At 51.2% G+C, this 23,398-nt stretch carries 22 protein-coding genes; 7 read left to right on the plus strand and 15 right to left on the minus strand.

Annotation, left to right across the window (positions count from 1 at the left end):
* The first annotated feature begins 42 nt into the window (after positions 1 to 42).
* Positions 43 to 1,608, plus strand: a complete 1,566-nt coding sequence (locus ABEB26_RS14980; RefSeq protein ID WP_345722842.1) for a CYTH and CHAD domain-containing protein — start codon at positions 43 to 45, stop codon at positions 1,606 to 1,608.
* A gap of 143 nt (positions 1,609 to 1,751) precedes the next feature.
* On the opposite strand, the gene ABEB26_RS14985 is transcribed toward ABEB26_RS14980, so the two are convergent.
* Complete coding sequence (locus ABEB26_RS14985) at positions 1,752 to 2,558, minus strand: glycoside hydrolase family 16 protein (protein ID WP_345722843.1); 807 nt, start codon at positions 2,556 to 2,558, stop codon at positions 1,752 to 1,754.
* 124 nt (positions 2,559 to 2,682) lie between these two features.
* On the opposite strand from ABEB26_RS14985, the gene ABEB26_RS14990 reads away from it, so the two are divergent.
* Complete coding sequence (locus tag ABEB26_RS14990) at positions 2,683 to 3,402, plus strand: esterase family protein (protein WP_345722844.1); 720 nt, start codon at positions 2,683 to 2,685, stop codon at positions 3,400 to 3,402.
* Here ABEB26_RS14990 and ABEB26_RS14995 read toward each other — a convergent pair.
* The 10 genes from ABEB26_RS14995 to chrA form a co-directional block, all read right to left on the minus strand.
* A complete protein-coding gene (locus ABEB26_RS14995) occupies positions 3,399 to 4,595 on the minus strand; it encodes a glycosyltransferase family 4 protein (RefSeq protein ID WP_345722845.1) in 1,197 nt (398 codons plus the stop codon). The two genes, ABEB26_RS14990 and ABEB26_RS14995, sit on opposite strands and share 4 nt — an antisense overlap.
* Positions 4,592 to 6,460 (minus strand): asparagine synthase (glutamine-hydrolyzing), encoded by a 1,869-nt coding sequence (gene asnB / locus ABEB26_RS15000; protein ID WP_345722846.1) that lies wholly within the window; start codon positions 6,458 to 6,460, stop codon positions 4,592 to 4,594. Before asnB ends, ABEB26_RS14995 begins: the two co-directional genes overlap by 4 nt.
* 297 nt (positions 6,461 to 6,757) lie before the next feature.
* The gene (locus ABEB26_RS15005; protein WP_345722847.1) at positions 6,758 to 7,405 is read right to left on the minus strand and encodes a CpsD/CapB family tyrosine-protein kinase; all 648 of its coding nucleotides are present in this window, start codon (positions 7,403 to 7,405) and stop codon (positions 6,758 to 6,760) included.
* 40 nt (positions 7,406 to 7,445) lie between these two features.
* Positions 7,446 to 8,096, minus strand: coding sequence for a YveK family protein (locus ABEB26_RS15010; protein ID WP_345722848.1), 651 nt, complete (start codon positions 8,094 to 8,096; stop codon positions 7,446 to 7,448).
* Entirely contained in the window at positions 8,096 to 8,788 is a 693-nt protein-coding gene (locus ABEB26_RS15015) for a YveK family protein (protein ID WP_345722849.1), read from the minus strand. The genes ABEB26_RS15010 and ABEB26_RS15015 overlap by 1 nt, the downstream gene beginning before the upstream one ends.
* A 179-nt stretch (positions 8,789 to 8,967) precedes the next feature.
* Positions 8,968 to 10,068 (minus strand): glycosyltransferase, encoded by a 1,101-nt coding sequence (locus ABEB26_RS15020; protein ID WP_345722851.1) that lies wholly within the window; start codon positions 10,066 to 10,068, stop codon positions 8,968 to 8,970.
* Positions 10,069 to 10,170: 102 nt separating this feature from the next.
* Positions 10,171 to 11,502 (minus strand): hypothetical protein, encoded by a 1,332-nt coding sequence (locus ABEB26_RS15025; RefSeq protein ID WP_345722852.1) that lies wholly within the window; start codon positions 11,500 to 11,502, stop codon positions 10,171 to 10,173.
* Between the two features lie 74 nt (positions 11,503 to 11,576).
* Positions 11,577 to 11,867, minus strand: coding sequence for a YciI family protein (locus ABEB26_RS15030; RefSeq protein WP_345722853.1), 291 nt, complete (start codon positions 11,865 to 11,867; stop codon positions 11,577 to 11,579).
* A gap of 70 nt (positions 11,868 to 11,937) precedes the next feature.
* Positions 11,938 to 12,558, minus strand: a complete 621-nt coding sequence (locus ABEB26_RS15035; protein WP_345722854.1) for a metallophosphoesterase family protein — start codon at positions 12,556 to 12,558, stop codon at positions 11,938 to 11,940.
* Between the two features lie 277 nt (positions 12,559 to 12,835).
* Positions 12,836 to 14,002, minus strand: a complete 1,167-nt coding sequence (chrA, locus tag ABEB26_RS15040; RefSeq protein WP_345722855.1) for a chromate efflux transporter — start codon at positions 14,000 to 14,002, stop codon at positions 12,836 to 12,838.
* Positions 14,003 to 14,204: 202 nt separating this feature from the next.
* Between chrA and ABEB26_RS15045 the strand changes: the two genes are divergently transcribed.
* Positions 14,205 to 15,026: a DUF92 domain-containing protein gene (locus tag ABEB26_RS15045; protein WP_345722856.1), complete on the plus strand. Its 822-nt coding sequence runs from the start codon at positions 14,205 to 14,207 to the stop codon at positions 15,024 to 15,026.
* On the opposite strand, the gene ABEB26_RS15050 is transcribed toward ABEB26_RS15045, so the two are convergent.
* Together ABEB26_RS15050 and ABEB26_RS15055 are read right to left on the minus strand one after the other, a co-directional pair.
* Positions 15,023 to 15,661, minus strand: a complete 639-nt coding sequence (locus ABEB26_RS15050) for a hypothetical protein (RefSeq protein WP_345722857.1) — start codon at positions 15,659 to 15,661, stop codon at positions 15,023 to 15,025. The genes ABEB26_RS15045 and ABEB26_RS15050 overlap by 4 nt on opposite strands.
* A 10-nt stretch (positions 15,662 to 15,671) precedes the next feature.
* Positions 15,672 to 16,406, minus strand: a complete 735-nt coding sequence (locus tag ABEB26_RS15055; protein WP_345722858.1) for a zinc-binding protein — start codon at positions 16,404 to 16,406, stop codon at positions 15,672 to 15,674.
* Positions 16,407 to 16,561: 155 nt separating this feature from the next.
* On the opposite strand from ABEB26_RS15055, the gene ABEB26_RS15060 reads away from it, so the two are divergent.
* The 3 genes from ABEB26_RS15060 (at position 16,562) to ABEB26_RS15070 (ending at position 20,182) form a co-directional block, all read left to right on the plus strand.
* On the plus strand, positions 16,562 to 17,197 hold the full coding sequence (locus ABEB26_RS15060; protein ID WP_345722859.1) for an HAD family hydrolase: 636 nt from the start codon (positions 16,562 to 16,564) through the stop codon (positions 17,195 to 17,197).
* Positions 17,197 to 18,381, plus strand: a complete 1,185-nt coding sequence (locus ABEB26_RS15065) for a glycosyltransferase (RefSeq protein ID WP_345722860.1) — start codon at positions 17,197 to 17,199, stop codon at positions 18,379 to 18,381. Before ABEB26_RS15060 ends, ABEB26_RS15065 begins: the two co-directional genes overlap by 1 nt.
* 127 nt (positions 18,382 to 18,508) lie before the next feature.
* Positions 18,509 to 20,182, plus strand: a complete 1,674-nt coding sequence (locus ABEB26_RS15070) for a hypothetical protein (protein ID WP_345722862.1) — start codon at positions 18,509 to 18,511, stop codon at positions 20,180 to 20,182.
* A gap of 51 nt (positions 20,183 to 20,233) precedes the next feature.
* On the opposite strand, the gene ABEB26_RS15075 is transcribed toward ABEB26_RS15070, so the two are convergent.
* Entirely contained in the window at positions 20,234 to 21,343 is a 1,110-nt protein-coding gene (locus ABEB26_RS15075; protein WP_345722863.1) for an MraY family glycosyltransferase, read from the minus strand.
* Positions 21,344 to 21,388: 45 nt separating this feature from the next.
* A complete protein-coding gene (locus ABEB26_RS15080; protein ID WP_345722864.1) occupies positions 21,389 to 22,420 on the minus strand; it encodes a ThiF family adenylyltransferase in 1,032 nt (343 codons plus the stop codon).
* A 240-nt stretch (positions 22,421 to 22,660) separates the two neighbouring features.
* Here ABEB26_RS15080 and ABEB26_RS15085 point away from each other — a divergent pair, with 240 nt between their 5' ends.
* The gene (locus ABEB26_RS15085) at positions 22,661 to 23,386 is read left to right on the plus strand and encodes a sensor histidine kinase (RefSeq protein WP_345722865.1); all 726 of its coding nucleotides are present in this window, start codon (positions 22,661 to 22,663) and stop codon (positions 23,384 to 23,386) included.
* Positions 23,387 to 23,398: the final 12 nt, after the last annotated feature.

Consider the following 23,398-nt stretch of genomic DNA (forward strand, 5'->3'; position numbering starts at 1 on the left):
TGCTATACTGACTGATGGATGATGTTGTCACGGAGATGATCCATGGAACAAGAAGCCAAATACCGCGCAACGCAACCGATTCGCCCCAAACAACTTGAAGCCATCAATATCGCACCGTGTAGCCTTGGCGAGCGGGTAACCGTCGAAATTCGCGATAGCATTTTGGATACCGCCAGCCGCCAACTCGATCAACAGCGCTACACGCTACGCATCCGCCGGATTGACCAACAATTATGGCTAACCTTGAAACTGCCGGGTAAAGTTAAAGGTGCTGTCCATCAACGCCAAGAATTTGAGCATGAAATTACGCCGAATGTGCGCGATCATCCTGAATTGTGGCCCAGCGAGATTCGCGAGCCGCTTCAGGCAGTAATTGGCGACGAGCCATTATCGCCAATGCTGACTGTGCGCAATCGACGACGACTCTGGCGGATCGAGCGCGATGGCCAAGAGATTGCCGAATTGGCGCTTGATCGTGGCTCGTTGGTCAGTGGTGAGCGTTCGTTGCCGTTCCATGAGATCGAAATCGAACTCAAAGGCGTGGGCACTGCTGCCGATTTGGCGGTGTTGGCCTCAATTTACACCACCCAACTGCCGCTAGAGCCAGAAACCCGCTCCAAGAGCCAGCGCGGAATGCTGCTCTTGAACCATGCCGAGCATCTCGACCAACTCAAGAAAGCGGTTGATCGCACCCCAATGGAACCAACCAACAATTTGGCCGAGGCTGGGCGCTCAATTTTGGCCAAACATGTGCTGAAATTACATAAAGCTTGGCCAATCGCGGTAGTTGGCGATGATGCTGAAGGTGTGCATCAGATGCGCGTGGCAACTCGTCGCTTGCGTACAATTTTGGCAATTTTGGGCGAAACCCTCTACGAACCAGAAATTGTTGCCAAATTACGGCGGGGTTTGCGCCAATGGGCCAGTATGTTAGGCGCTGTGCGCGATGCCGATGTCTTTTTGGGTAAGCTCGACGATCATCGCGCCGACTTGCCTGAGGAAGAACAAGCAGGCTATACACCCTTGATCGAGTCGATCAGCCAGCAGCGTGATGCGGCGCGGGTTGAATTATTGAGCTTTTTGGAAAGCCGCAAAGCCAGCAAATTTGCCCAGCGCTTGACCGATTTTGTGCTCACTGCAGGCGTTGGAGTGCGTGAAGCCGATACGAGCGAAGGTCGGGTTGAGCGCAGTTTGGTGCGCCATTGGGTTGGTAGCACGGTTTGGAGCCACTACGAGCGCATTCGTGCCTACGACGTGATCTTAAATGATGCGCCAGTTGAGAGTTTGCACCGCCTGCGAATTGAAATTAAACATCTGCGCTACACCCTTGAGCTATTTAGCGCCGCCTTGGCCGAAGAACATGAATCGCTGCTTGAGCAATTAGTTACCGCCCAAGATTATCTGGGCGATTTGCAGGATGCCGAGGTAGCATTGGCCGTGGTTGAGCAGGCCTTGACCGAAAATTCTGAAAACAGCGCTTTATTGGCCTATCAAGCCTCCAAGCAGCAAGAGCATGATCAGCTTCAGTTGAATGCGCCCAAAGTGCTGCGCCCGTTGTTTGATCTGCCTTTCCGACGGCGTTTGGCCTCGATTCTTTCAAAATTGTAAGTTCAGAGGTCAGGGATCAGTCGTTAGGGGTCAGGCCAAAATCTGCTCCTTAACGACTGATCGTAAATTCTTCTAGCCCAATGCAGCGAGTCAAAAAAATTACTGGCAAACTTCCTAGCCCCTGATCCCTAGTCTCTAGTCCCTTAACTTATGCGCTGATAACCTCGCACATAATCAATTTCGAATTGCTGTGGATAGTGGGCGATGCTTGGTTGACGCTGAGGCAAATCATAGATGCCTAGCATAAATTGCATCGGATAATTGGGCGATTGCTGAATTGTGCGCAATTTACGGTTATCAAGATAAATATCGATTTGGCTAGGTGTCCATTCGGCGGCGTAAATATGATAATCGCTCACATTGATCGCCACTTCATCCTCAAAAAACTCGTCAGTTAGCTGCGAATCGCCCCAAGGATGTACCCCATAACCTAGTTTTAAGCCCTCAGTGCCAATGTTCCAACCTTTGATCTCCATAATTGCCAGCTCGCCGGAATATTCGGGCTGATCTTCGAAGCCGATCATCCACAAGGCCACGACATTATTTGGGCCAATTGTGGCTTTGGCTCGCATTTCAAAATAACCATACTGCGGGGTGTAGGTGCGAATTGAAGCTTGTAACTCTCGCACTACACAAGCTTGATTAAAGCGATGTTGACCATATGGACTGTCCAAGGCTCCGCCAAAAACGCCAGTTTGCAACGACGAGCAGCGGGTTTGGCCATCAAATTCGGGACACCACGCTGCTTGATCAGCCTGAATTTCGAGGATCAGGTGCTGGTTGGCAAGCTGATAACGAGGAGTTGAGCGCTCACGCGAACTCCATTGCGGCAGGTAATATGCCAGCCACTTAGTTTGATCAAGCTGCTCGGTAGCAAATTCATCCTGAAAGTCTAGGCGATAGCCTGGTTTTTCGAGCGGGTTGGCGGGCATTGCAACAGCTAAATCCATGGTCGCGACATCCTTTGCTCACAGCATGTTTGTGCTATTGTAGGCTGCTTTGATCATTTTGTTAAGCTACAAGCGGTGGTTCATGCTATACTCGCGCTGATGGTTCTCAGTGTGAGGAACGCCGATGCATCGTTCATATCATCGTTGGCATAGTTCAGCGCTTGGCCGCGACATGGAGTTGTTGTTGTTTGGCCATCATGGCGCACCTGTCTTGGTTTTCCCCACTTCAATGGGGCGTTTTTTTGAGTTTGAAGATCGGGGCATGACCCGCATTTTGTCCGAGCACCTTGAGCGTGGTTGGCTGCAACTGATTTGTGTTGATAGCGTTGATGCCGAAAGTTGGTATTGTAAATGGGCGCATCCCAGCGGACGAGTTGGCCGCCATCTGCAATATGAGCAGTATTTGATCGGCGAAGTTGTGCCTTGGCTACGTAATTTCAATCAAAATCAATTTTTGATGAGCGTTGGCTGTTCGTTCGGGGCGTTTCATGCGGTGAATATTGCCTTGCGCCACCCCCAGCTGTTTCGGCGCTGTTTAGGCTTGAGTGGTCGCTACAATATGCGCTCATTTATGGATGGCTACAGCGATGAGCAGGTCTATTTCAATACACCCACCGATTACACTGCTAATTTGAATGATGCGGCGCAACTTGCCCATTTGCGCCAACTCGATATTATTTTGGCGATTGGTCGCGACGACCCCAGCTACCAAAGCAACGAAGTGCTCTCCAGCAATTTATGGAATCATGGGGTAGGCAATGCGCTGCGGGTTTGGGATGGCTGGGCTCACGATTGGCCATATTGGGAGCAAATGCTGCCTAAATATATTCAAGGCCACGATTAATGTGAGGCTTGGCTCTGAATTGGCTCAGGCACAGCCAACCCATGGGCTTGCAACTGCTTAGCGTAGGTCAACAGCACTCGATCAAACACCCGTTGCTGATCAAACTCACGCTGCGCCACCCGCCGCGTCAGTCGAGCAAAGGCCTCACGCAGCACTCGATCGTCGATCATGCGGCCAAGGCTATGGGCTAAGGCCGCTGCATCGCGTACTGGCACTAACATGCCGTTGAGGCTATGCACCACGGTTTCGCGACAGCCGCGAATATCGCTAGCAACTACCGGCACACCCATTGCGGTCGCTTCCATCGGCGCACGCGGAAAGCCCTCGCGATATGAAGGATGGGCCAAAACATCCATCAATCGATAGAGCACTGGCATATCACGGCGCATACCTGCAAAGTGGGTGCGTTCAGCAATGCCATATTTAGCAGCGGTGGCAGCGGTCAGGCCATCAGCTTTGTTGGGTTCTTCGGGGCCAACCACCAGCAAATACAAATTGGGGCGGGTTGCCATAAGTTGTTGGCAAGCCTGAAACAATTCGTGATAGCCCTTTTCGGCAACCAAACGCCCAACTGCTCCAATCACTTGGGCATCAGCGGGGATGCCCAAATCTTGGCGGGCGGCTTGAATGTCGGCTTGGCTCACGGCCCGTCGATCAAACATTTGTAAATTGATGCCATTGCCTAAAAAGCTAATTTGCTCTGGCCGCGCAATCTTGAGCGCAAGGGCTGCGTTGAGATCTTCGCGGTTTTGCGAAAGAATCGCATGTGAACAACGAGCAGCGATTTTTTCCATGGCAATGTAGAAGCGCCGCTGATTGACGCTCGAATGTTCATGAAAATAAAACCCATGAATTGTGTTGATAATAATTGGCACGCCAGCAATTCGTGCTGCTAGCTGGCCAAGCAAACCAGGCTTAGGATTATGCGTATGCACAATCGTTGGTTTGAGTTCGCGAAATAAACGCACTAATTGACTTAACGCCAATAAATCGCGGTTTGGGGTAACTGCACGTGGCATCTTGATCACATCGACCGGAATTCCAGCGGCCTCAACCTCGGCGCGATAGGGGCCATCGCTGGCAACTCCACGCACCTGATAGCCTGCATGCTGAATTGCCTGCAACTGTTCGAGCAGTAAAAAGCGCAAGCCCATATCGGCAGTTGCAATATGCAGCACTAAAGGTTGATTCATAGCCGTTCCTCGCGATCAAGATAGATCCGTTGCCAGAGTTCGATGTTCAGTAGTAACCATAATACGGTATCTGCGGTTTCTTTGCCATCGCGGTGAGCTTGATAGATGCGTTGGACTTCGTGCGGATTGAACAAACCACGGATTAGCGTGCGTTGATCAAACAATATTTCGGCTGTCCAGTTGCTTAGTGCTCCACGAAACCACGGGTCGGTTGGCACAGCAAAGCCATGTTTCGGTTTGCGCAAAGTGCGTTGCGGCAGCATTTCGCCAAAGGCTTGGCGGAGCAACCACTTGGTTTTTGTACCACGCAGTTTAAGCGTTGGCGGCAAATTCATCGTCCATTCCACCAAGGTATGATCAAGAAATGGAACACGCGCCTCGAGACTAGCAGCCATCGAAGCCTTATCAACTTTTTCCAAATAGGTATCTGGTAGCCATGTTTGCAAATCCGCCAAGCCCATATTAGTTAATGCGGCACCGCTGCGGGGATACACATGGTCATAGATTTGCTCAGGTGCATAATCCGCCAGCGCAGCACTGATTTGTGGTTGCAACAAACGTTGGCGCTGTTGCAGATCGGCAATCGTGAGCCATGCAGCATAGCGCCGCCCTGGATCACGCTGATCTAAAGTGCGAATTGCCTGTTTCAAGCGGCGATTACGCGGCAATTGGCGAATCAGCGCGGCAATTGCGTTGCGCCCAGGCAAATACTGCGCCATCCGAGCGATCAATTCGGCTTGATAGCGCCGATAACCGGCCCATTGTTCATCACTACCCTCGCCCGTCAGCACCACTTTGACATGTTCGCGAGCAAAACGTGAAACAAGGTATACTGGCAGTCCAGCCGCATCACCAAATGGCTCGTCGTAGTGATAAACCAAGGTTTGCAAGGCTCCAACCAAATCACTAGCATTCAGGCGCAGTTCATGATGCCTAGTGCCAAAATGCTGGGCGACTAAAGCCGCATCGGGCAATTCGTTGAAGCCTGCATGCTCAAAACCCACGCTAAATGTGTTGATTGGGGCTGCTCCCAAGCGCTGCATCAATCCCACGATAATACTTGAATCAAGCCCACCACTAAGAAATGCGCCTAACGGTACATCACTGATTAATTGTAAACGCACTGCTTCGCGCAAACGACTATAGCATTCAGCGGCGGCTTCGGCGGGCGCAAGCGCAATCGGATGCGACTGCAATTGCCAATAGCGGTGGGTTTGCATGGTGCGACTGGCAATATCCCACGTCAATATATGGGCTGGCTCAACTTTATAAATGCCTTGGAGCATGGTTTGGGGTGCGAGGCTATGGCCAAAACTCAGATAATTGGCCAAGCCTTGCAGATTGATTTGGCGCGGCACTGCTGGATGGGCCAAAATCGCTTTGATTTCCGAGCCAAACACCAAACGCTGGGTATCGGCATACCAATAGAGTGGCTTGATCCCCAAACGATCACGCACCAGCGTCAGGCGTTGAGCTTGCTGCTGCCAAATCGCCAAGGCAAACATGCCATTCAAGCGTTGCACACAGCCTGCAATGCCCCATTGCTCAATCCCACGCACAATCACTTCGGTATCGCTGTTGGTATCAAAGTTTTGGCCGAGTTGCTGCAATTGCTGGCGCAAAGCCTGAAAATTATAAATTTCGCCGTTGAACACCAAGGCTAAATCGCCGTCACGACTAAACATCGGCTGATCGCCACTGGTTAGGTCGATAATTGCCAAGCGCCGCATGCCCAGCGCCACCTGATCAACGCAAAAAAAGCCAGCACTATCCGGCCCGCGATGACGAATCGCTTCGGTTTGCTGCTCAAGAATTGGGACTTGCGCCGTGCCATACCATTCGAGATGGCCCGTAATGCCACACATACAACGCTCCAAATGAGAGTAATGGTGATTGAACAATGCTGGAGCAAAAATTAATGAAACCCTTCTCATTAATCAGAGAAGGGTAAAGGTTTTGATAGTCCCCTCACCCCCAGCCCCTCTCCCGCCGCAGTGGGAGAGGGGTTTCCACCCTTCATGCTATGGTGCTTCCCTCGCCTCGCTCGGCGGGAGAGGGGGCTAGGGGGTGAGGGCATGCCAATCGGCTGCGAATTTCACCCAATTATGGTTAAAAACCTACCCTTGAAGGGAGCTAGGGGATGAGAGAATCTGAACCTATCCTTAATAGCGGGCGTAGCGTTCGCGTTCAAGTTTGGCGTTGGTCAAAATGACCCCCACGATGTGAGCATTGACTCGTTGCAACAACGCTACGGCTTCGCGAGCACTGTCGCGGCGGGTTTTGCCAGCCTTAGTCACCAGTACCACCCCATCAACTTTGGTGGCCAACAAGGCTGCATCGCTGGCTGCTAAAACGGGCGGTGCATCGATCAACACAATATCGGCTTGCTGTTTCAGGTCGCGCAACACGCTATCCAAACGTTTGGAGCTAAGCAAATCGGCGGGGCTGGGCGGCGTTTCGCCAGCAGGCAAAATCTGTAGGCCATCGATCTCGGTTTTGAGAATTGGTAAGGCGCTGTTTTGGTTCATGGCTTGGCTCAGGCCACGCTCATTGCTCACCCCAAACAGGCTATGCAAACTTGGGCGGCGCAAATCGCAATCGAGCACAATTACCCGTTGCTCGGCTTGGGCAAAGGTTACGGCCAAATTGGCGAGGGCGCTGCTTTTATCTTCATCGGGCACGCTGCTGGTCACCAAAATCGTGTGCAGCTTACGCTCAATCGACGAAAATTGAATATTGGTGCGCAAAGTGCGGTAGGCTTCGGCGGCGGCGGCCCGTGGATCGCGCAACGTAATTAAATCTAATGCCACAATAACTACCTCTAGCTAGTTGGTTGGTTCAGGCCGACGCTTAGTGTTCAGGAATCGTGCCCAAGGTTGGTAGGCCAGTCCAGCGTTCAATATCGTTGTTGGATTTAATTCGATCGTCGAAATATTCCAAGGCAAATGCCACCAAAATACCGATAATCCCACCCAAAATACCGCCCGCCAGCACGTTGATTTTGGTTTTGGGCGAGGCTAATTCAAGATATTTGGCTGGTTGCTGCACCCGAATATTAATTGCATCGGTGCTCAAACGCAGCGCATTCAAGCCAGCAACTTCACTTTTGAGCGTCTCACCCAAGGCATCGGCCAATTCAACCGCTTTTTTAGCATCGGGATAATCGACGTTGATCGTCAGCAGCAATTGATCGGGCTGCGGCTGAATCGCAATATATTTGCGCAAATAATCAGGCGTGCGATCAAGTTGCAATTGGTTGCTAATTTCTTGCAAACGGGCATCGGTCAATTGGCCAGGCCAGTTGCCCATGACACTCGGCAGTTGCATGGTTAAGCCTTGATCGTAGCGACTGGTGATCACGTTATAGGTGGTTTGGGCGCGATACAAAGGCGTTTGCAATTTGCTAAAGCCATAAGCAGCACCTGCGCTGGCAAAACCAATTAGCACAATCACCCACCAACGCCGTAGCAACATCGCCAGATAATCTTGAGGTCGAAGCATTACGACTCCTTTGGAATAGCTACGAGCACTGGCACATTCAGCTGAGCCAAATCGCTCTGTTCGCGCACGGTGCGATCGAGATAGTGGCGCAAGAAGGCCAAACCAAGCCCCGCCACCAATGCCAACACCAAGCGCAAAGCCAAGCGCGTAATTGGTTGCGGCCAACGACTTAATGCACTAGCAGTGGTTGGCAGTTCGAGCGTTTCGACCGCCAACGTGCCCCATTGAGCGCGATTCCACCATTGCAAGCCTTGCTCATCGAGCACCGCAATGCTGCCGGCTGCAATCGCCGTAGCCTGCTCAGCAGTATCAGCATCGACAATAATTGTTGCGATCCGATGCTCCTGCTCAACTGCGGTGATCATGCCTTTGACTGCACCAGCATCAAGCTGAATATTGCGATTGCTGGCGATCCAGGTGCTGATGGCTTGGGCAAAGGCTTCGGTGCGTACAACACTCGGCAAATCATCAACAATAAATTGGGTGCTTTGCCATGAATTGTAAATATTCATATCGGGCAATACTTCGTTGCCGCCCACTGGAGCGTGGGTGATAGCAAATTTGGCGTTGACCCGATAGCGCTGTGGATCAGGCTGAAAGCTGATCAGCGAAACCAACAGCACGAGCAGCGGCACACCCAGCACCAGCCACCACGAGCGTTGAATAATCGCAACATATCGCCGTAATTCCATATATCTATCCTTTTTGATCCACGAAGGACACGAAGAGCACGAAGAGCTGAAACCACGAAGAACACGAAGATCGCGAAGGCTGTTTTTTGCCACGAATTATCCTTGTGAATCCCCGACCCTCGATCCCCAGACCCTGCCCCCTAATTACTATGTTCTATGTTCTAACTTAGATCTGAACCCTAACCTCTAGCCCCTGACCCCTCGGATAACACCGCTTCGACTTCAGCCCGAATGCGGGACTCGAAGGCGGGGCGGGCAAATTGCTCGGCATGAGCGCGAATCGCCGCAGGCTCGTAGTGATCGTTTTGGCTGGCAAGGATGGCCGCCGCCAAATCTTCGACGGTTTGTTGGCTGAAAAAACGCCCAGTTTGGCCTTCGATCACGCTATCGAGTGCCCCGCCTGCTTTGTAGGCGATCACGGGTCGGCCTGCGCCCATGGCTTCGAGCGGCTGAATGCCAGCATCTTCTTCACCTGGCATGAGGTAGGCACGACAACGAGCATATAAACTGCGCAAGGTCGCGTCATCAACTTTGCCGACGAAGCGCACGCTTGGCCCCGCCACTTTTTCAAGCTCGGCGCGATCACGGCCATCGCCAAAAATCACCAAGGGCAAACCAAGCTTGGTACAAGCTTTGATCGCCAAATCTAGCCGTTTGTAGGGTACAAGTCGTCCGCCTGCCAAATAAAAATCTTCAGCTGGCTGCGGCTCAAATGCTTGCAACTCGACTGGCGGCGTGATAATCGTTGAAGGTCGTTGGTAGAAATGGCCAATTCGATCAGCAACTGTGCGCGAGTTGGCAATAAAGCGATCGACGCGGCTGGACGATTGGACATCCCACATGCGTAGATAGGTCAAAAAGAAGGGCAGAATTGCTCCAAAGATGCCGCTGATTTGCTCACGTTTAACGTAATCGTCGGTGCGCCAAGCAAAGCGCATCGGGGTATGGCAATAGCACAAATGGCGGGCACCAGGCTTGGTAATTACACCCTTGGCATAGGCACTCGACGAGCTAATTACCAAATCGTAGGCGCTCAGGTCGAAATGCTCGAAAGCACTCGGATAGAGCAAAAAATATTTACGAAAATGCTTGCGCCAGCCTGGCAGCTTTTGCATAAACGAGCTGCGAATATCCCAACTGCGATAGTGACTGGGCATGGCCTCGGGATCGTAAATTGATGTATAAATTGGGGCTTGCGGAAACATGGCGTGCAACACTTCGAGCACCCTTTCCGCACCACCATATTGATTCAAATAATCGTGAACTAAAGCTATGTGCATGGAACCTACTCAAACAAAAAGCCCATGGTTGGGCTATCCTGTGGGGTCATTATAGCGCACAACCAGGGCTGCAATGCTGAAAATTAGGTCACAATTATGTAACTATGTTGTTGCAAAAGCTCGTTTCATCAGTCGCCGTGCCCGATGTAGCACGCCTGTCAGAAAGGCTCCACGTTCGCTGCCAAAGCGTTCGGCATATTCGCGGGCGGCCTGCACTGGCTGAATCTCCACGCCCTGACCACGTAGCATATGCAAGTAATCGGTGATCAGCAAATACAAATCGCCGATTGTATGGCGTGGAAACATCTCGCCAATATGTTGTTGAGCAATCGCTTGGGTGACTGGCCGATAGACTGTATCGTACCAACTTTGCACCGCTTCCTCGAAGGTTACCTCGCGATCAAGATCTTTGCCCATAAAATATTGATGATCGATCACATGCAATTTCATGCGGGCATAATCGTTGTCGTTGCTGAGTGGCACGCGCACATCTTGGCGTAGCAGGTTGAGTTTGCTCCAATGAATAAACTCTAATTCAACTTTGCTTGGCGGGTCAGGCAACTTAACCCGATTTTTGCGCTCGCCAAAATGGCGGGTATAGTCGATTGCAGCGGTTTTTGGGCCTGGATCAATCCCCTCAGTTTGGGTCAGATAATGACGATGATCCATAATCCACAGATACAAGTCGGTGGCGGTACGCTCAGGGAAGGCCGCCAAAATGCCAGTATCATAAATTTCGTCGATTAATGGTTTATAAATGTTGTCGTACCAACTTAAAATCGCCTCTTCGCTGGTTGGTTCCTCGCCAAGTTCCAACGATTTGAAATAGCGATGACCGTTGATATGCCGAATCAGATCCAAATAGCCGCCAGGTGTGGTTAGCTCGATAAACTGGGCTTCAGGCCGCAACTGCGCTAAATTCGTCCATTCCAAAAAGTCCGAGCGTTCTTCCAATTGATTCAATTCATCTTGGGTCATGGTTGGCTTGATCGGCACATCGCTGAGCAATTCGATCACATGGGCATCGATAAAATCTTGGCCCTGTTGGCGAGCGACCGACACCCGATGATTGCCATCACGCACAAAATAGACTTCGCCAATTTGATACAGCTCAATTGGCGGGAGCATCACATCGTTATAATGCGCCCGATCAACGTTTTTCCAACGGGCTTTGGTTACCTCGTGGCGCGGCAAAAATTGGCGGTCGAAATCGCTATAACGGCCTTCGCTGCCAATAATCGATTGCAACGGCACAATTTGCATACCACGGTCGGTCTGGCTGCGAATATTGAGACGGGCACGAACCTCTTCAAAAGGCAAAAGCGTTTGAGGTTCGTCGCGCAAACGTGCTTTTATTGCATTCAAAAAGGCGCTAAATCGCGCTTTTTGAAAATCACTATCAACTTGCTGATCGATCCATTGATTGTAGCCCATCTTAAGTTCCTCCTTGGTGTCGGCGAGCTTGGCCGAATTGAACACCAATGTGTGTTGGCCTGATTGATTTGTTACTACGATGGAACAATCTGCTGTGGCTGGCCCTCGGTAATCCGCCATTCACGAATCTCGTAAGAATCCAAGCCACGCGCTACTAATGGGTCACCTTCGACAAGATCTCTTGCAGCCGCCAACGAATCGGCCTGCAACAAGACAAAGCCACCCCGACGATCAGTGGCGGGGCCAGAGAGCAACAAGTGGCCAGCGGCTTTAAGCTGGGCCAAGTATGCTAAATGATCAGGCAAATGTGGTTCATAGATTGCCCGATCGACGATAATGGTTAGGGTGACCAAATACGTTAGCATTGCTGACTCCCAAAGCAAAAACGCCCCCCACGGGAGCGTCGCTGCATACTGTTCAACTTTGAGATTATGGTTAACTGGCTTGGGCCTTGCTCAAGGCCGGTATTGGCTCAAGATCGAGCAAGCGATAGCCATGGGTATTTACAATCAGTGTATCACCATATTGCAAAGGCCGCTGGTCGCCATAACCATAATTTAAATGCACATGGCCATGAATGACATAGCGTGGTGCAATCCGATCAATAAAGCGTCGTAGCGCTTGTGGCCCGCGATGTGCGCCAATGCCATCGTGCAAGCCTGCTGGTGGCGTATGGGTAATTAACACATCAAGCCGCTGGCGATGGCGCATTTGGGCAAAAAAGACCCGAGCGCTCAGCATAGTCATACGCCATGCCCATTCAGCTTCGCTATATTGATGTTCACCTGGGCGATAGCGTAACACGCCACCAGCCCCAGCAATTAATAGCCCGCCCACCGCTTCAACTCGCAAATCGAGGTTATCGCAGCCCTGGGGTTTGACTGAAACTCTGCCGTCTTCATGTTGCTCAGGCGCATCATGATTGCCGTTAACGTAAAAGCAAGGCACGTTGAGCATCGAAACCAGATACTCAAGGTAACTCGGTGGTAAATCACCACAGCCGACGATCGCATCGATCGACCCTACACGTTGGCGCAGCGCCGATGTTTGCAACATGCTAACTACTTCGTCACTAACCGACAGGAGCCTCATCGCACCCTCCAGAACATCCACGATTCCACACTCGTTGCAACGTTGCATTTCCAAGCAGTATAGCACAGGTGTTGAGAAGGATGAAGGATGAGGGATGAATATTAGAACATAGAGCATAGAACAGAGAACAGAGGGGTCAGGGGCTGGGGAGCTGGGGTCGGGAAGCATCCTTCGCGCTCTTCGTGTCCTTCGCGTTTTCAGCCCTTCGTGAACCTTAGTGTCCTTCGTGGATCAATCAAACTTAAATCAGCAGCGATAATAACCCTAGCACTCCCGAACCAAGCACAACCGCCGCCGTGACCCACTTGGCTTTCCAGCGATAGAGCACCCACAAGCTAAACGCGGCAATTCCCAAGGCCAGCACTGCCGGAGCCACTTCACGCGGCCAAGCATCGAAAATCAGTTGGCTGGTGGTAACAGTAATTAAGCCAACCACTGCTGCCGTAATTCCATCGAGAAAGGCATGGGTCGCAGCGTTAGCAATAATCCGTTCGAGCCAGTGATGACCAATAATTGTAAATAAAAATGCTGGCAAAAATGTGCCTGCGGTCAAGGCCAATGCTCCAGCAAAGCCGCCACCAAGATACCCCACAAACGTCGAGAAAATAATCAGCGGTGCTGGCAAAATGCCTGATAAGGCCAAACCATCGATAAATTGCTCGTTGGTCATCCAGCCGCCGACGGTTACGGCATCGTGCTGCAAAAAAGGGATGGCCGTGTAAGCTCCACCAAAGGTTAGCAAGCCTGTGCGCAAGCCATAGCCAAATAAATTGAGCACGCTGGGCGCAGCTAATACAGCCAGCACTAACAACGGCAACCATGAGCTATGCAAACTAGTTTGGGTCAATTTAGGCTTTTGTAATAACCAATAAATCACCCCCGATAGTAGCAAAATGGCGATAAAATGCACTCCCAAAAGGGTTGCAAGCCCCGCACCAATTGCAATTGCCCAGAGCCAGCGATTGGTCAAAGCATGTTCGCCAATTCGATGTACTGCCCGAATAATTAAGGCTGCCACAGCTGGCTTGAATCCAAATAATATCGCCCCAATGCCAACGGCAGTGATGCCATAGGTCACATAAGCCCACGAAAGCAACAGCATCAGTACAAAGCCAGGCAACATAAAGCCTAAACCTGCCAACACCGCGCCGATTCGACCACGCGCAACCATGCCAAAATACACGCATAATTCATGGGCTTCGGGGCCAGGCAAGGCTTGGTAAACTGCCAGCACCCGATTGAAGTGTTCACGCTCAATCCAATGTTCTTCCTCAACCAACTCTTGGCGAATCATAGCAATTTGGGCAACAGGCCCGCCCCAAGCCAAAAAACCAAAACGTAAAAAGCGCAGAAACAGTCGTAGATACGATTCATGTGGTGGTCTAACAGATACTGGCGTATCAGCCATATGTTTTATCCTTAGCATCAGTGAATCGCCTGCATTGTATATTAAAGTAGTACCAATGTGATTGAAGCTGCCTTTGGGTCAGATTGAAAGTAGCGGTGGTCTCCATATTCGCTGCTGGTATTCCACTTCGATTCGCCTGAAATGGGCAAGGGGCTTTTTGGTGTATGATGCCGCTGGTTGGTTTGCTGTGAGGTATAGCGGCATGCTCCTACGCTTGTTAGCAGGATTTGGCTTGAGTTTGCTGGTTGGCGGGCTAGGCTACTGGCGACGCTCATTAAGCCTGAGTGGTTGGCTAGGTGCAGTTTTGATCGGCACATTGACGGTGGGCTGTGGCAGTTGGGCTTGGGGCTGGCTGATTATTTTATTCTTCGCTAGCTCAAGCCTACTTTCCAAAGTGGGCAAGCGTCGCAAAGCCGCCGTGGCACTCGATAAATTCAGCAAAGATGATCGGCGCGATTTGTGGCAGGCCATGGCCAACGGTGGCATTCCCTTGCTAACGGCCTTGGGCTACGCTTGGCAACCGCATTTCGCTTGGTGGGCTTTGGCACTCGGTGCAACTGCAACTGCAACCGCCGATACTTGGGCCACTGAAATCGGTACACTGAGCAAAGGTCGCCCGTTTATGCTAACAACCTTTAAGCAGGTTGAACGTGGCCGCTCAGGGGCGATTTCGGGCTTGGGCATGGCTGCCACCAGCCTTGGAGCTTTACTGATTGGCCTGAGTGCTTGGGGCTTGACTGGTTTAGGGCTTGGTAATGGCCAAGAACCACAGGTGTGGTTTGTGATCGCCGCAACGATTGGCGGGATTGGTGGCTCTTTGGCCGATAGTTTGCTCGGCGCGACGGTGCAGCAAATGCGCTGGTGTGAGCATTGCGCCAGCGAAACCGAGCGGACAATCCATAAATGTGGCAACCAAACCCGCCATTATCGTGGCCTGGCCTGGCTTAACAACGATTGGGTTAATTTGATCAGCACTGGGGCGGGAGCCTTGGTCGCACTATTAATTGCGGTTTTAGCCAATTAAAAATAATTACTGGTATACCACGGCGAATATTTAATATGGCGAAATTCGCGGCTGGGATAAATCACCATGGGATCATCAGCATCGATCTGCACAGCAATCGTGTTGCCAATCGCGATGCGAGCAAACTGCAACTCTTCAACCATCCAAGCAGTTTGGGCTTGATAACTTGAGCCACCGTGGCGTTGCACATCGAGGGTCAAAATTACTTCAACATCGCGGCGAAAACCATTACTTGAAATATACCGACCCTTTTCGGTATCAAGCACGTTCGCCGTGGCAGCGGTTGAACGTGCAAATTGGATCTGATTTCGGGCATCAATATCAGCTTTTGCTGGCTTGGGTTGTTTCCCACCTAGCGTAGTTTGTTTCGGTTTAATCAATAATAATGGCAGATACAACAACGGAGTGTAGACCAAAACCCCGCTTGCTAGCAGCAAAAATGGATTAATCAAGCTTTGTTGCCCATTTTTCTCGCAATAAAATTTGCTTTTACGGGTGATCGTTTGCGGCGGAATGATCGTACCGCCATTACAAACCAAGGGCGTGGTTAATTTAGCGGCACTTGGCAAAAAGGTAAAAAAGCCCGTTGTTGCAAGCATAAAGGCCAAAAAAGCTGCGACCAGTAAACGCATCATTCCCCCAAGCCTATTCTAAGGTGCGCATTGCTGCCAAAACACCACGAATGCCAATTTGTTCTTCGAGTTTGAGGCATTGCTCCAAACCTTTGCGATAAGGGTGCTCAGCGTTGCGTAATCTTTCAGCCGCCTTGGTTGCGCCCAAAAATAGCAAATGTTGGTAGGCAACCCACTCGGCAAAGCCCTCGACCCAATCGTAATCAGTTAATAATGGGCAATGTTCGCCCTGCCAAACGTGGGCAAATTCGTGGGCCACTACCAACCGAAAACGCCAACGCGGCAAGCCATACAAGGCATAAACCACCCGCATTCGGCCTTGACGCAGATAGAGTCCAAGCATTTGTTGGCCTTCGGTGGCAATCGCGCCTTGGTGAGCCAAATCTTGAATCGTGGGCTGATCGACCAGCCGAAAGCTGGCCCCAACTTGGACTTGCAGGCCAGGGTGTTGGGCGAGCGAAGCGACGGTCGAGGCATATAAGGCTTGGGCTTCTTGCGGATCATAAATTGCGCTACGATGGCAACCGCCACATTGCACCCGCCCATCGTGCAGCGTCCAGCCATCGTCGCCAACTGGCGCGGCACAGCTAGCACAGCGCGGGCGTTGCTCGATACAGGTTTCGCAATAGCGCTCCGGGCGGTCGGGCAAAAAATAATATGCGCCCAACAAGCGTTGCCCACACAAGGCACAATGGCTTTTATCAAGTAATTGTTGGCTGCGAATTGGCGGAATCAAACGGCTTGTCATGGATTTTCAACTCTCATCTAGATTGCCCCGATAGATTGGCTTGGTATCTGCTACAATTATCCCACGTTGTTGAGCCTGTAACTTAGACGCACAAAGCTTGATTTAGTTTTGGTCTATTTAACTTGTCGCCTGATGTCTAGATCTGAGGTAGAACCATGACCCAAGCCATCCTATTCGATTGGGGCGGAGTTTTCAACCCGCAACATGAGTCACTTGACGGCTATCGTAGTATTGCTCAGCGCTATGGACATTCGGCAGAATCGTTGTATGCCTTGTTGTATAACGGCGATGAATGGCGACAAGCCCGCATTGGTGAACTAACCAGCCAAGCCTATTGGTCGAGCATGCAGCAAAAGTTGGGCGTTGCTGGCGAGCTAGCTATCTTTATGGGCGAGCTTTTCGCTGGTGAACAACTTAATCAACAGATGGTGCGGATCGCCCAGGTTTTGCATCGACGCTATCGTACCGGTTTACTCTCAAATGCGCTTGATGATCTGGAGACGATTTTGGAGCGCTGGCAGGTTGCCAATTTATTCGATGTGGTGATCAATTCGGCCCGAGTTGGCGTGGCCAAGCCCAATCCGCATGCCTTTGAATTGGCGGTTGCAGCCTTGGGCGTACAAATTCGCGATATTATTTTTATTGATGATAAATTGCGTAACGTGCTAGCAGCCCGTGCTTTCGGCCTACCGACCGTGCATTTCACCACCACCACAGCGCTGCTCGACGAGTTGGGAACTTTGGGTGTACTCAAACCACATGAACGGGCGATGCTGCGCGAGGAGCTTTAATGATGCGGATTGTTGCGCTAGCACCGTTTGGTTTGCGCCCCAAAGCCACATTAAGTCGTCGAGCCTTGCCAATGCTTCAAGCTGCCGCCGCCCGTGGTGATGTTGTGCATGTGCTAGCTCCAAGCGATCTCTGCCTCGCCGATGCTGGTTCAACCAGCATAATCAAGCAAATTACGGTCGAACATGGCCCAGATTTTGGCCAAGGCAACGCGGCGATGCTGCGTTCGGTAGGTTGGATGCTCAAGCGCTGTTTGGCGCTTCAGCCTGATCTAGTGCATTTGTTTAAACCCAAGGGCTATGGTGGCATGGCCTTGCCCTTGATTCGGCGTTTGCGGCCTAAATTACCTATTTTTGTTGATACCGATGATTGGGAAGGCACTGGCGGCTGGAATGATCGGCTCGATTATCCGCGCCAGATCAAAATGTTGATCGATTGGCAAGAACGTAATCTGCCCAAATTGGCCGATTGCGTCACGGTGGCCTCGCAAACCTTGGCCAACCAAGTGATTTTGTTTGGTTTGCCGACTAACAAGCTGCTTTATCTACCGAATGGAGTTGATCTGCCGCGTCGCCAATTGCCTGAGCGTAACCTAGCCCGTGCCCAGCTGGGCCTCAACCAAGACCCGATTATTTTGCTCTATAGTCGTTTTTGGGAGTTTCCAGTGAGCGATGTTGTGGTGATGATGGTTGGCGTGTTGGCCCAGATTCCTACAGCAAAACTCTTGGTGATTGGGGCGGGCGAACATGGCGAGGAGCAGCAATTAACGCTGTTAGCTCAGCGGGCAGGCATCAGCCATGCGCTGGATAACCGTGGTTGGAGCGAGCAAAGCATGATTGATGCAGCGCTAGCCGCTGCTGATGTAGCGCTCTACCCAATGGATGATACCCTGCTGAATCGCGCTAAGTGTTCAGCTAAACTAACCGAACAAATGCAAGCAGGCTTGCCGATTGTGGCCGCAGCGGTTGGTCAGGTAGTTGAATATCTCGACCAAACCAGCGGTGTGTTGGTTGAACCAAGTAATAGTGGAGCTTTGGCGCGGGCCGTAATTCAGCTCTTGCAGCAGCCACAACAACGCCAGAGTTTAGGGCGAGCTGCTCAAAATCGCATCGAAAAGCTCTTTAATTGGCCTGCGCAAAGTCAAACCCTACTCCAACGCTACGATGCCTGCTACAAGGCGCAGTAACTCAAATGCATCTAAATTGGCAAGATTTGTCATATCAAGGTCGTCTTCATGACGTATCGTTAACCTACCGGACTTTTCGTCGTACTCTTGGAGGTAGTGTATGTGGTTTATCCGAAGAGTGTGTTTCGTGTTGGTCTTTTTAGGTCTGGTTGCCAGTGCTTGGCTTAAACCTGCGCCAATGGCAGCCCAAACCCCATTGACAGGTGATCAAGCTGCTCCGTTGTTGAACCCAGTGAGCGAAGGCACGCTCCAAGATTTTGAGACGGGACTCAACAGTACTAATGGAGCGGTGCTCTATCAAACCGCCGCCTATCCTGGAACGGCGTTTCATCGGCGCAATTCAACCGTTGGCTACGCCTACTATGGTGGTGGCTGTACCTATCTTACGGCGGCTAACGGCGGTAACGAAGATAACAATGCGCTTAGCACCCGCCTCGATCTGCCTGAAGGTGCGGTTATCGTCGGGGTTGAGTTTCAATATCGTGATACCGATGCAGTTAATAATTCCCGCTTATACCTCTATCGATTTGATGGTGCTGGCGGAATTGCCTCAGTTGCTTTATTAAATAGTAGTGGCAATGGCGGACACGGCTCAAGCTATACCACCACCAATCTCAATACCACCTATGATCCCTTTAACTATTCCTATTCTTTAGTTTGGTACAGTGGAGCAGCCGGGATAAACCATGCGCTTTGTGGCGTGCGGGTAAAATATGCTTATAGTGCACCTGTTGCACGGCCATTTACCATGCCCCCAGCCAACCAACCAGATGCCTTACAAGGTGGCAGCAGTGGCTATAGCTTCACCGCTGCTAGCGATTTTGTGGCGATTAATGATACGATCTCGTATAGCTATGCAGGGGCTGGCTGTATGATTCACAATGGTGGGGCCAACCTTGCCGCCGAAGTTGACATGCCCGATGGTATGGAGTTTCGCGGTTATCGTGCTTTCTACTACAACACTGTCAGCGGTGCAGCCATGAATGCCAACCTTGCAAAAATTAATGGTAGTACATCGGTCGATGTATTAGTTGGCAGTACGACCACAAGTGCTGGCTATGGCGAAGATTATTTTACCTTTCCAACTACCGAAATAATCGATGAATTATCGAAAGGTTATTTGTTATATATTCGGCCTGGAACCTCCAGTGTAACCAGAATGTGCGGTATTCGCTCGTTTTGGGCGATTCCAGTCCAGGCTCGTCCAACCTCAGCCTATACCAACCCTGTTAGCCAAGTCAGCTCAGATCGTGATGCTAGCGGGATGTTGTTGAGCGAAAATCGTCCTCAGCCGAACCAATTGCATAACGTTGATCTTAGCATGCCCGAAGAACTGGCAAGCCCAATGATCACCAATGAATATCAATTTCTGACTGCACGTTCATTTGTGCCGCGCGAAAGTGCCCAAGGTATGGAAAGCTCAAATAATGGTTGTGTCGCGTTTGGCTCAGATCTTGAGCTTAGCTATACTTTCCAATTACCACCTAACAGCGGGCTTCGTGGGGTGCGCTTCTACTATCGCAATCCAGCTGGAGATTCGGTGCTGGCACGGTATTGGGCCTATAATGGCTATAGTTGGTTTACGCCGATCTTTAGCTATTCGATTCCATCATCAAGTGATTACACTTCTAGTTTAGTCAGCTATACTGGCTCGCACTACGACCTTTCGAATGGCACTGTCTCGCATTCGTTGAGTGTCGCTGCGCTTAATAGTACTAGCACAGTCGATTTTTGTGGGGCGCGAGTGTGGTATACAACGGGCCTGCGTTCGCTCTACATTCCAGTCGCTTTCAAGAATTAGCCAGTTCGCTAAAAAGCCAAAGGCCACAGCCAAGCGCTGTGGCCTTTTTGATTAATGCGAATTTTGGGTTTGGGGCTGTTTGCGGGCCAAATAGAAGAGCAGGCCAATCATCAGGCCGGTCAAAATGCTCAACGCGCCCAATTTCCACCAGCTATCGGGCAGTAACAAGCCTAAGCTGCCAAATAAGATGCTGACGGTGTAGTAAAACGCTACAACTTGGCGTTGCGAGAGGCCTAAATCAAGCAAACGATGATGCAAATGGCCGCGATCTGAAACGCTAGCCCCGGCTCCGCGCACCCGCCGCCAGATGATCATCCATACCCCATCAAGCAAGGGCACGCCTAGCACCAACAAGGCCGTGGCGAGCTTGGCTCCACCGATGATTGAGCAAATCGCCAAGGTATAACCGATCACCATCGCGCCACCATCGCCCATGAAAATTTTGGCTGGGTGAAAATTATGCGGCAAAAAGCCCAAGCAGGCTCCAGCCAAAGCCAAGGGCACTAAAACCAAGGAATATTGGCCCAGTGAGTAGGTATGAATCGCTAGCACAATCGCCGCAATCAACGTCACGCCTGCTGCCAAGCCATCTAAACCGTCGATCCAGTTGAGCGCATTGGTCATGCCCACAATCCAAAAAATCGTGAAGCCAATTGCCAAGGGCGGCCATATTTTATGAAAATTCACTTGCATAAACGGCGTGTTAAATGCTGTAGCGATAATCCCTCGTGCCCCAACATCAACCCCATTCACTGCTGGATGCAGCGTCCATTCCCATAAATAGGGGCCAACCGCAATCAATGCCGCCAGAATTTGAATCATCAAGCGAAAGCGAGCCGAAAGTTTTTTGAGATCGTCGATGGTCATGACGACCCACATCAGGGTTGCCCCCGCAGCCAGCAAGCCCAAACGAAAGCTTTCAATCGGGAAGCGCTGCATTTGCGGCACGCCCCAAGGCACAACCACCGCCGCCGCCAAAGCCACCATAAAGCCAGCGAACATGGCCGCCCCACCCAACCTTGGGGTCGGAATCTGATGCACGCGCCGCGCTTCAGGCAGATCATACCAACCCTTGCGAATACACCAAGCCCGAATCAAGGGAGTCAACATAAAAGTGATGCTGGTGCCAAGGGCTAAAACCAGCGCAAATCGCAGAATCATAACTGCTCCAGCATAGACGTTCAAGATTGAACATGAAATTGTCGATTAATGGTTAATCCAGCGATTGTAAAACCCGCGTGCCAGCGCTGGATCGTCGGTGCCGCTGATAATCACGCGGCCATCAGGGAAAACTGTGGCTTGCAAGGTTTCAGCCGCAAAACGCAGCAGATAATCGGTTTGAATCACCCGTACATCAGCTTGCTGCAAATGCGCTGCTAATTGAGTCAATGCCATTTTGATTGGCTGCTGTGGCCGAATTTGAATCGCATTGCGGCCACATAAACTCAAGGTTGGTGCACTATCTTGATCAAGCAAGTCGAATTGGCGCAAACCACAGACTGGGCAATCGGGGCGCGGCGCTGGCAGTGGCAGATGCTCAAATTGCCAAGCCCACAGATCGAGCATATATAAATCGGGGTTGGCTTGGCCCTGGCCAGTGAGCAATTTGAGTGCTTCAGTTGCTGCCAAGTTGCCAATGACCCCCACAACTGGCCCAACCACGCCAGCAGTTTCACAGGTTGGCATGCTGCCTGGCTCAGGCGAAGTTGTAAAAACACAGCGCCAACAGGCTTGCTCGGGCCGAAAATTGGCAGTCATGCCATGACCACCCAACACGCCACTATAAATCCATGGGCGGTCTTCACGCACACACCATTGATTGATCAGCAAGCGGGTTTCAAGGCTGTCGCTGCCATCCATAATTAAATCGACCCCAGCCAGCGCTTGATCAATCGTGCCAGCGTGCAAATCGAGTACCAAAGCCTCAATTTCGCAAGCACTGTTAATGTGTTGGGCATGGGCTTTGGCCGCCACGACTTTGGGCAATAACTGAGCAGCATCAGCCTCGGTATACAAACTTTGGCGCGGCAAATTGTGTTCTTCAACCCAATCACGGTCGATCAGCCGCAAATAGCCTACGCCCGCTCGTAGCAAGGCATGGGCGATGGTGCTACCGGTTGCTCCCAAGCCCACAATTGCTACTCGTGCTTGGGCTAAGCGCTCCTGTCCGGCTTGGCCTAGCCCAGCAAACCGAGTTTGGCGACTATACCGTGCTGCTTGAATCCCACTACTGGGCATAAAACCCCCTATTTGCATTGTGGCTCATTGTACCGCGCAGGTGAGACAGTATCAACTTGACAGAGATTGATACCGCCTCGTAAAATCGTACTTAATTGTTGGTTATTTGTAGCATGGCCTCTTGATTCAGTCGCTTACTCAGCCCTCACTGTGTAAGTTATTTTTGCTATGATGCCCAGCTACGCTTAGCATTATTTTGACGTGTTAGATGGGAAACACGGCGCACCCAAGGAGTTACCGATGAGCCGCGCCAGCAGCTTTGAACGAGCCACACTCGACCCGTTTTACCACGAGCTTCGCACCTCGCTGACCTTGATCCAAACCTGTACCGATTTGTTGATGCATGCCGACCAAATCGGGCAGGCCGATTTACGCAATTTTTTACAAATTATCCGGCGTGGTGGCACTCGGATTGATCGGCTTGTGCGGGATTATATTTTGTTGGCCAAGGGTGAGTATGGGGTTTTGAGCGAGGAGAAAGTTGCTCAGCCAACCTCAGTTTTACCACCACTCAATTTAGCGTTGCTTGAGGTTCGCGCCGAAAGTAATGATCGTGGGGTCGAGATTGTGAGCGATCTGCCCGAAACGATGCCCTTGGTTTTGGCCAACCCCGACCATTTACGCTTGATTATCGAACGTTTGTTGAGCGTGGCGTTGCGTTTTGTGCGCAATTCAGGCGATGCAGTTGTGGTGCAAACCCGTACCATGCCCGATAGCGTGGCGGTGGTCTTTACGGTCGAAGGTGTGCCGCTGACCGACGAAGATTTACCGCGAATTTTCGATCGTTTCTTCGTGCCGCAAAATTTGCCACTCTCACGCGAACAACATGGCTTGGGCTTAGATTTGCCAGTCGTCAAGTCGTTGGTTGAATTGTATGCTGGCAAGGTGGCGATCGAGCGTTTGGCCAAGGGCAATGTGTTTGCCTTTACGATTCCTCGGGCCGAGCCAGAAACCAGCCGTAGCTAAAATAATTCAGCG

Source organism: Herpetosiphon gulosus (assembly GCF_039545135.1).
GTDB classification, from domain to species: Bacteria; Chloroflexota; Chloroflexia; order Chloroflexales; family Herpetosiphonaceae; genus Herpetosiphon; species Herpetosiphon gulosus.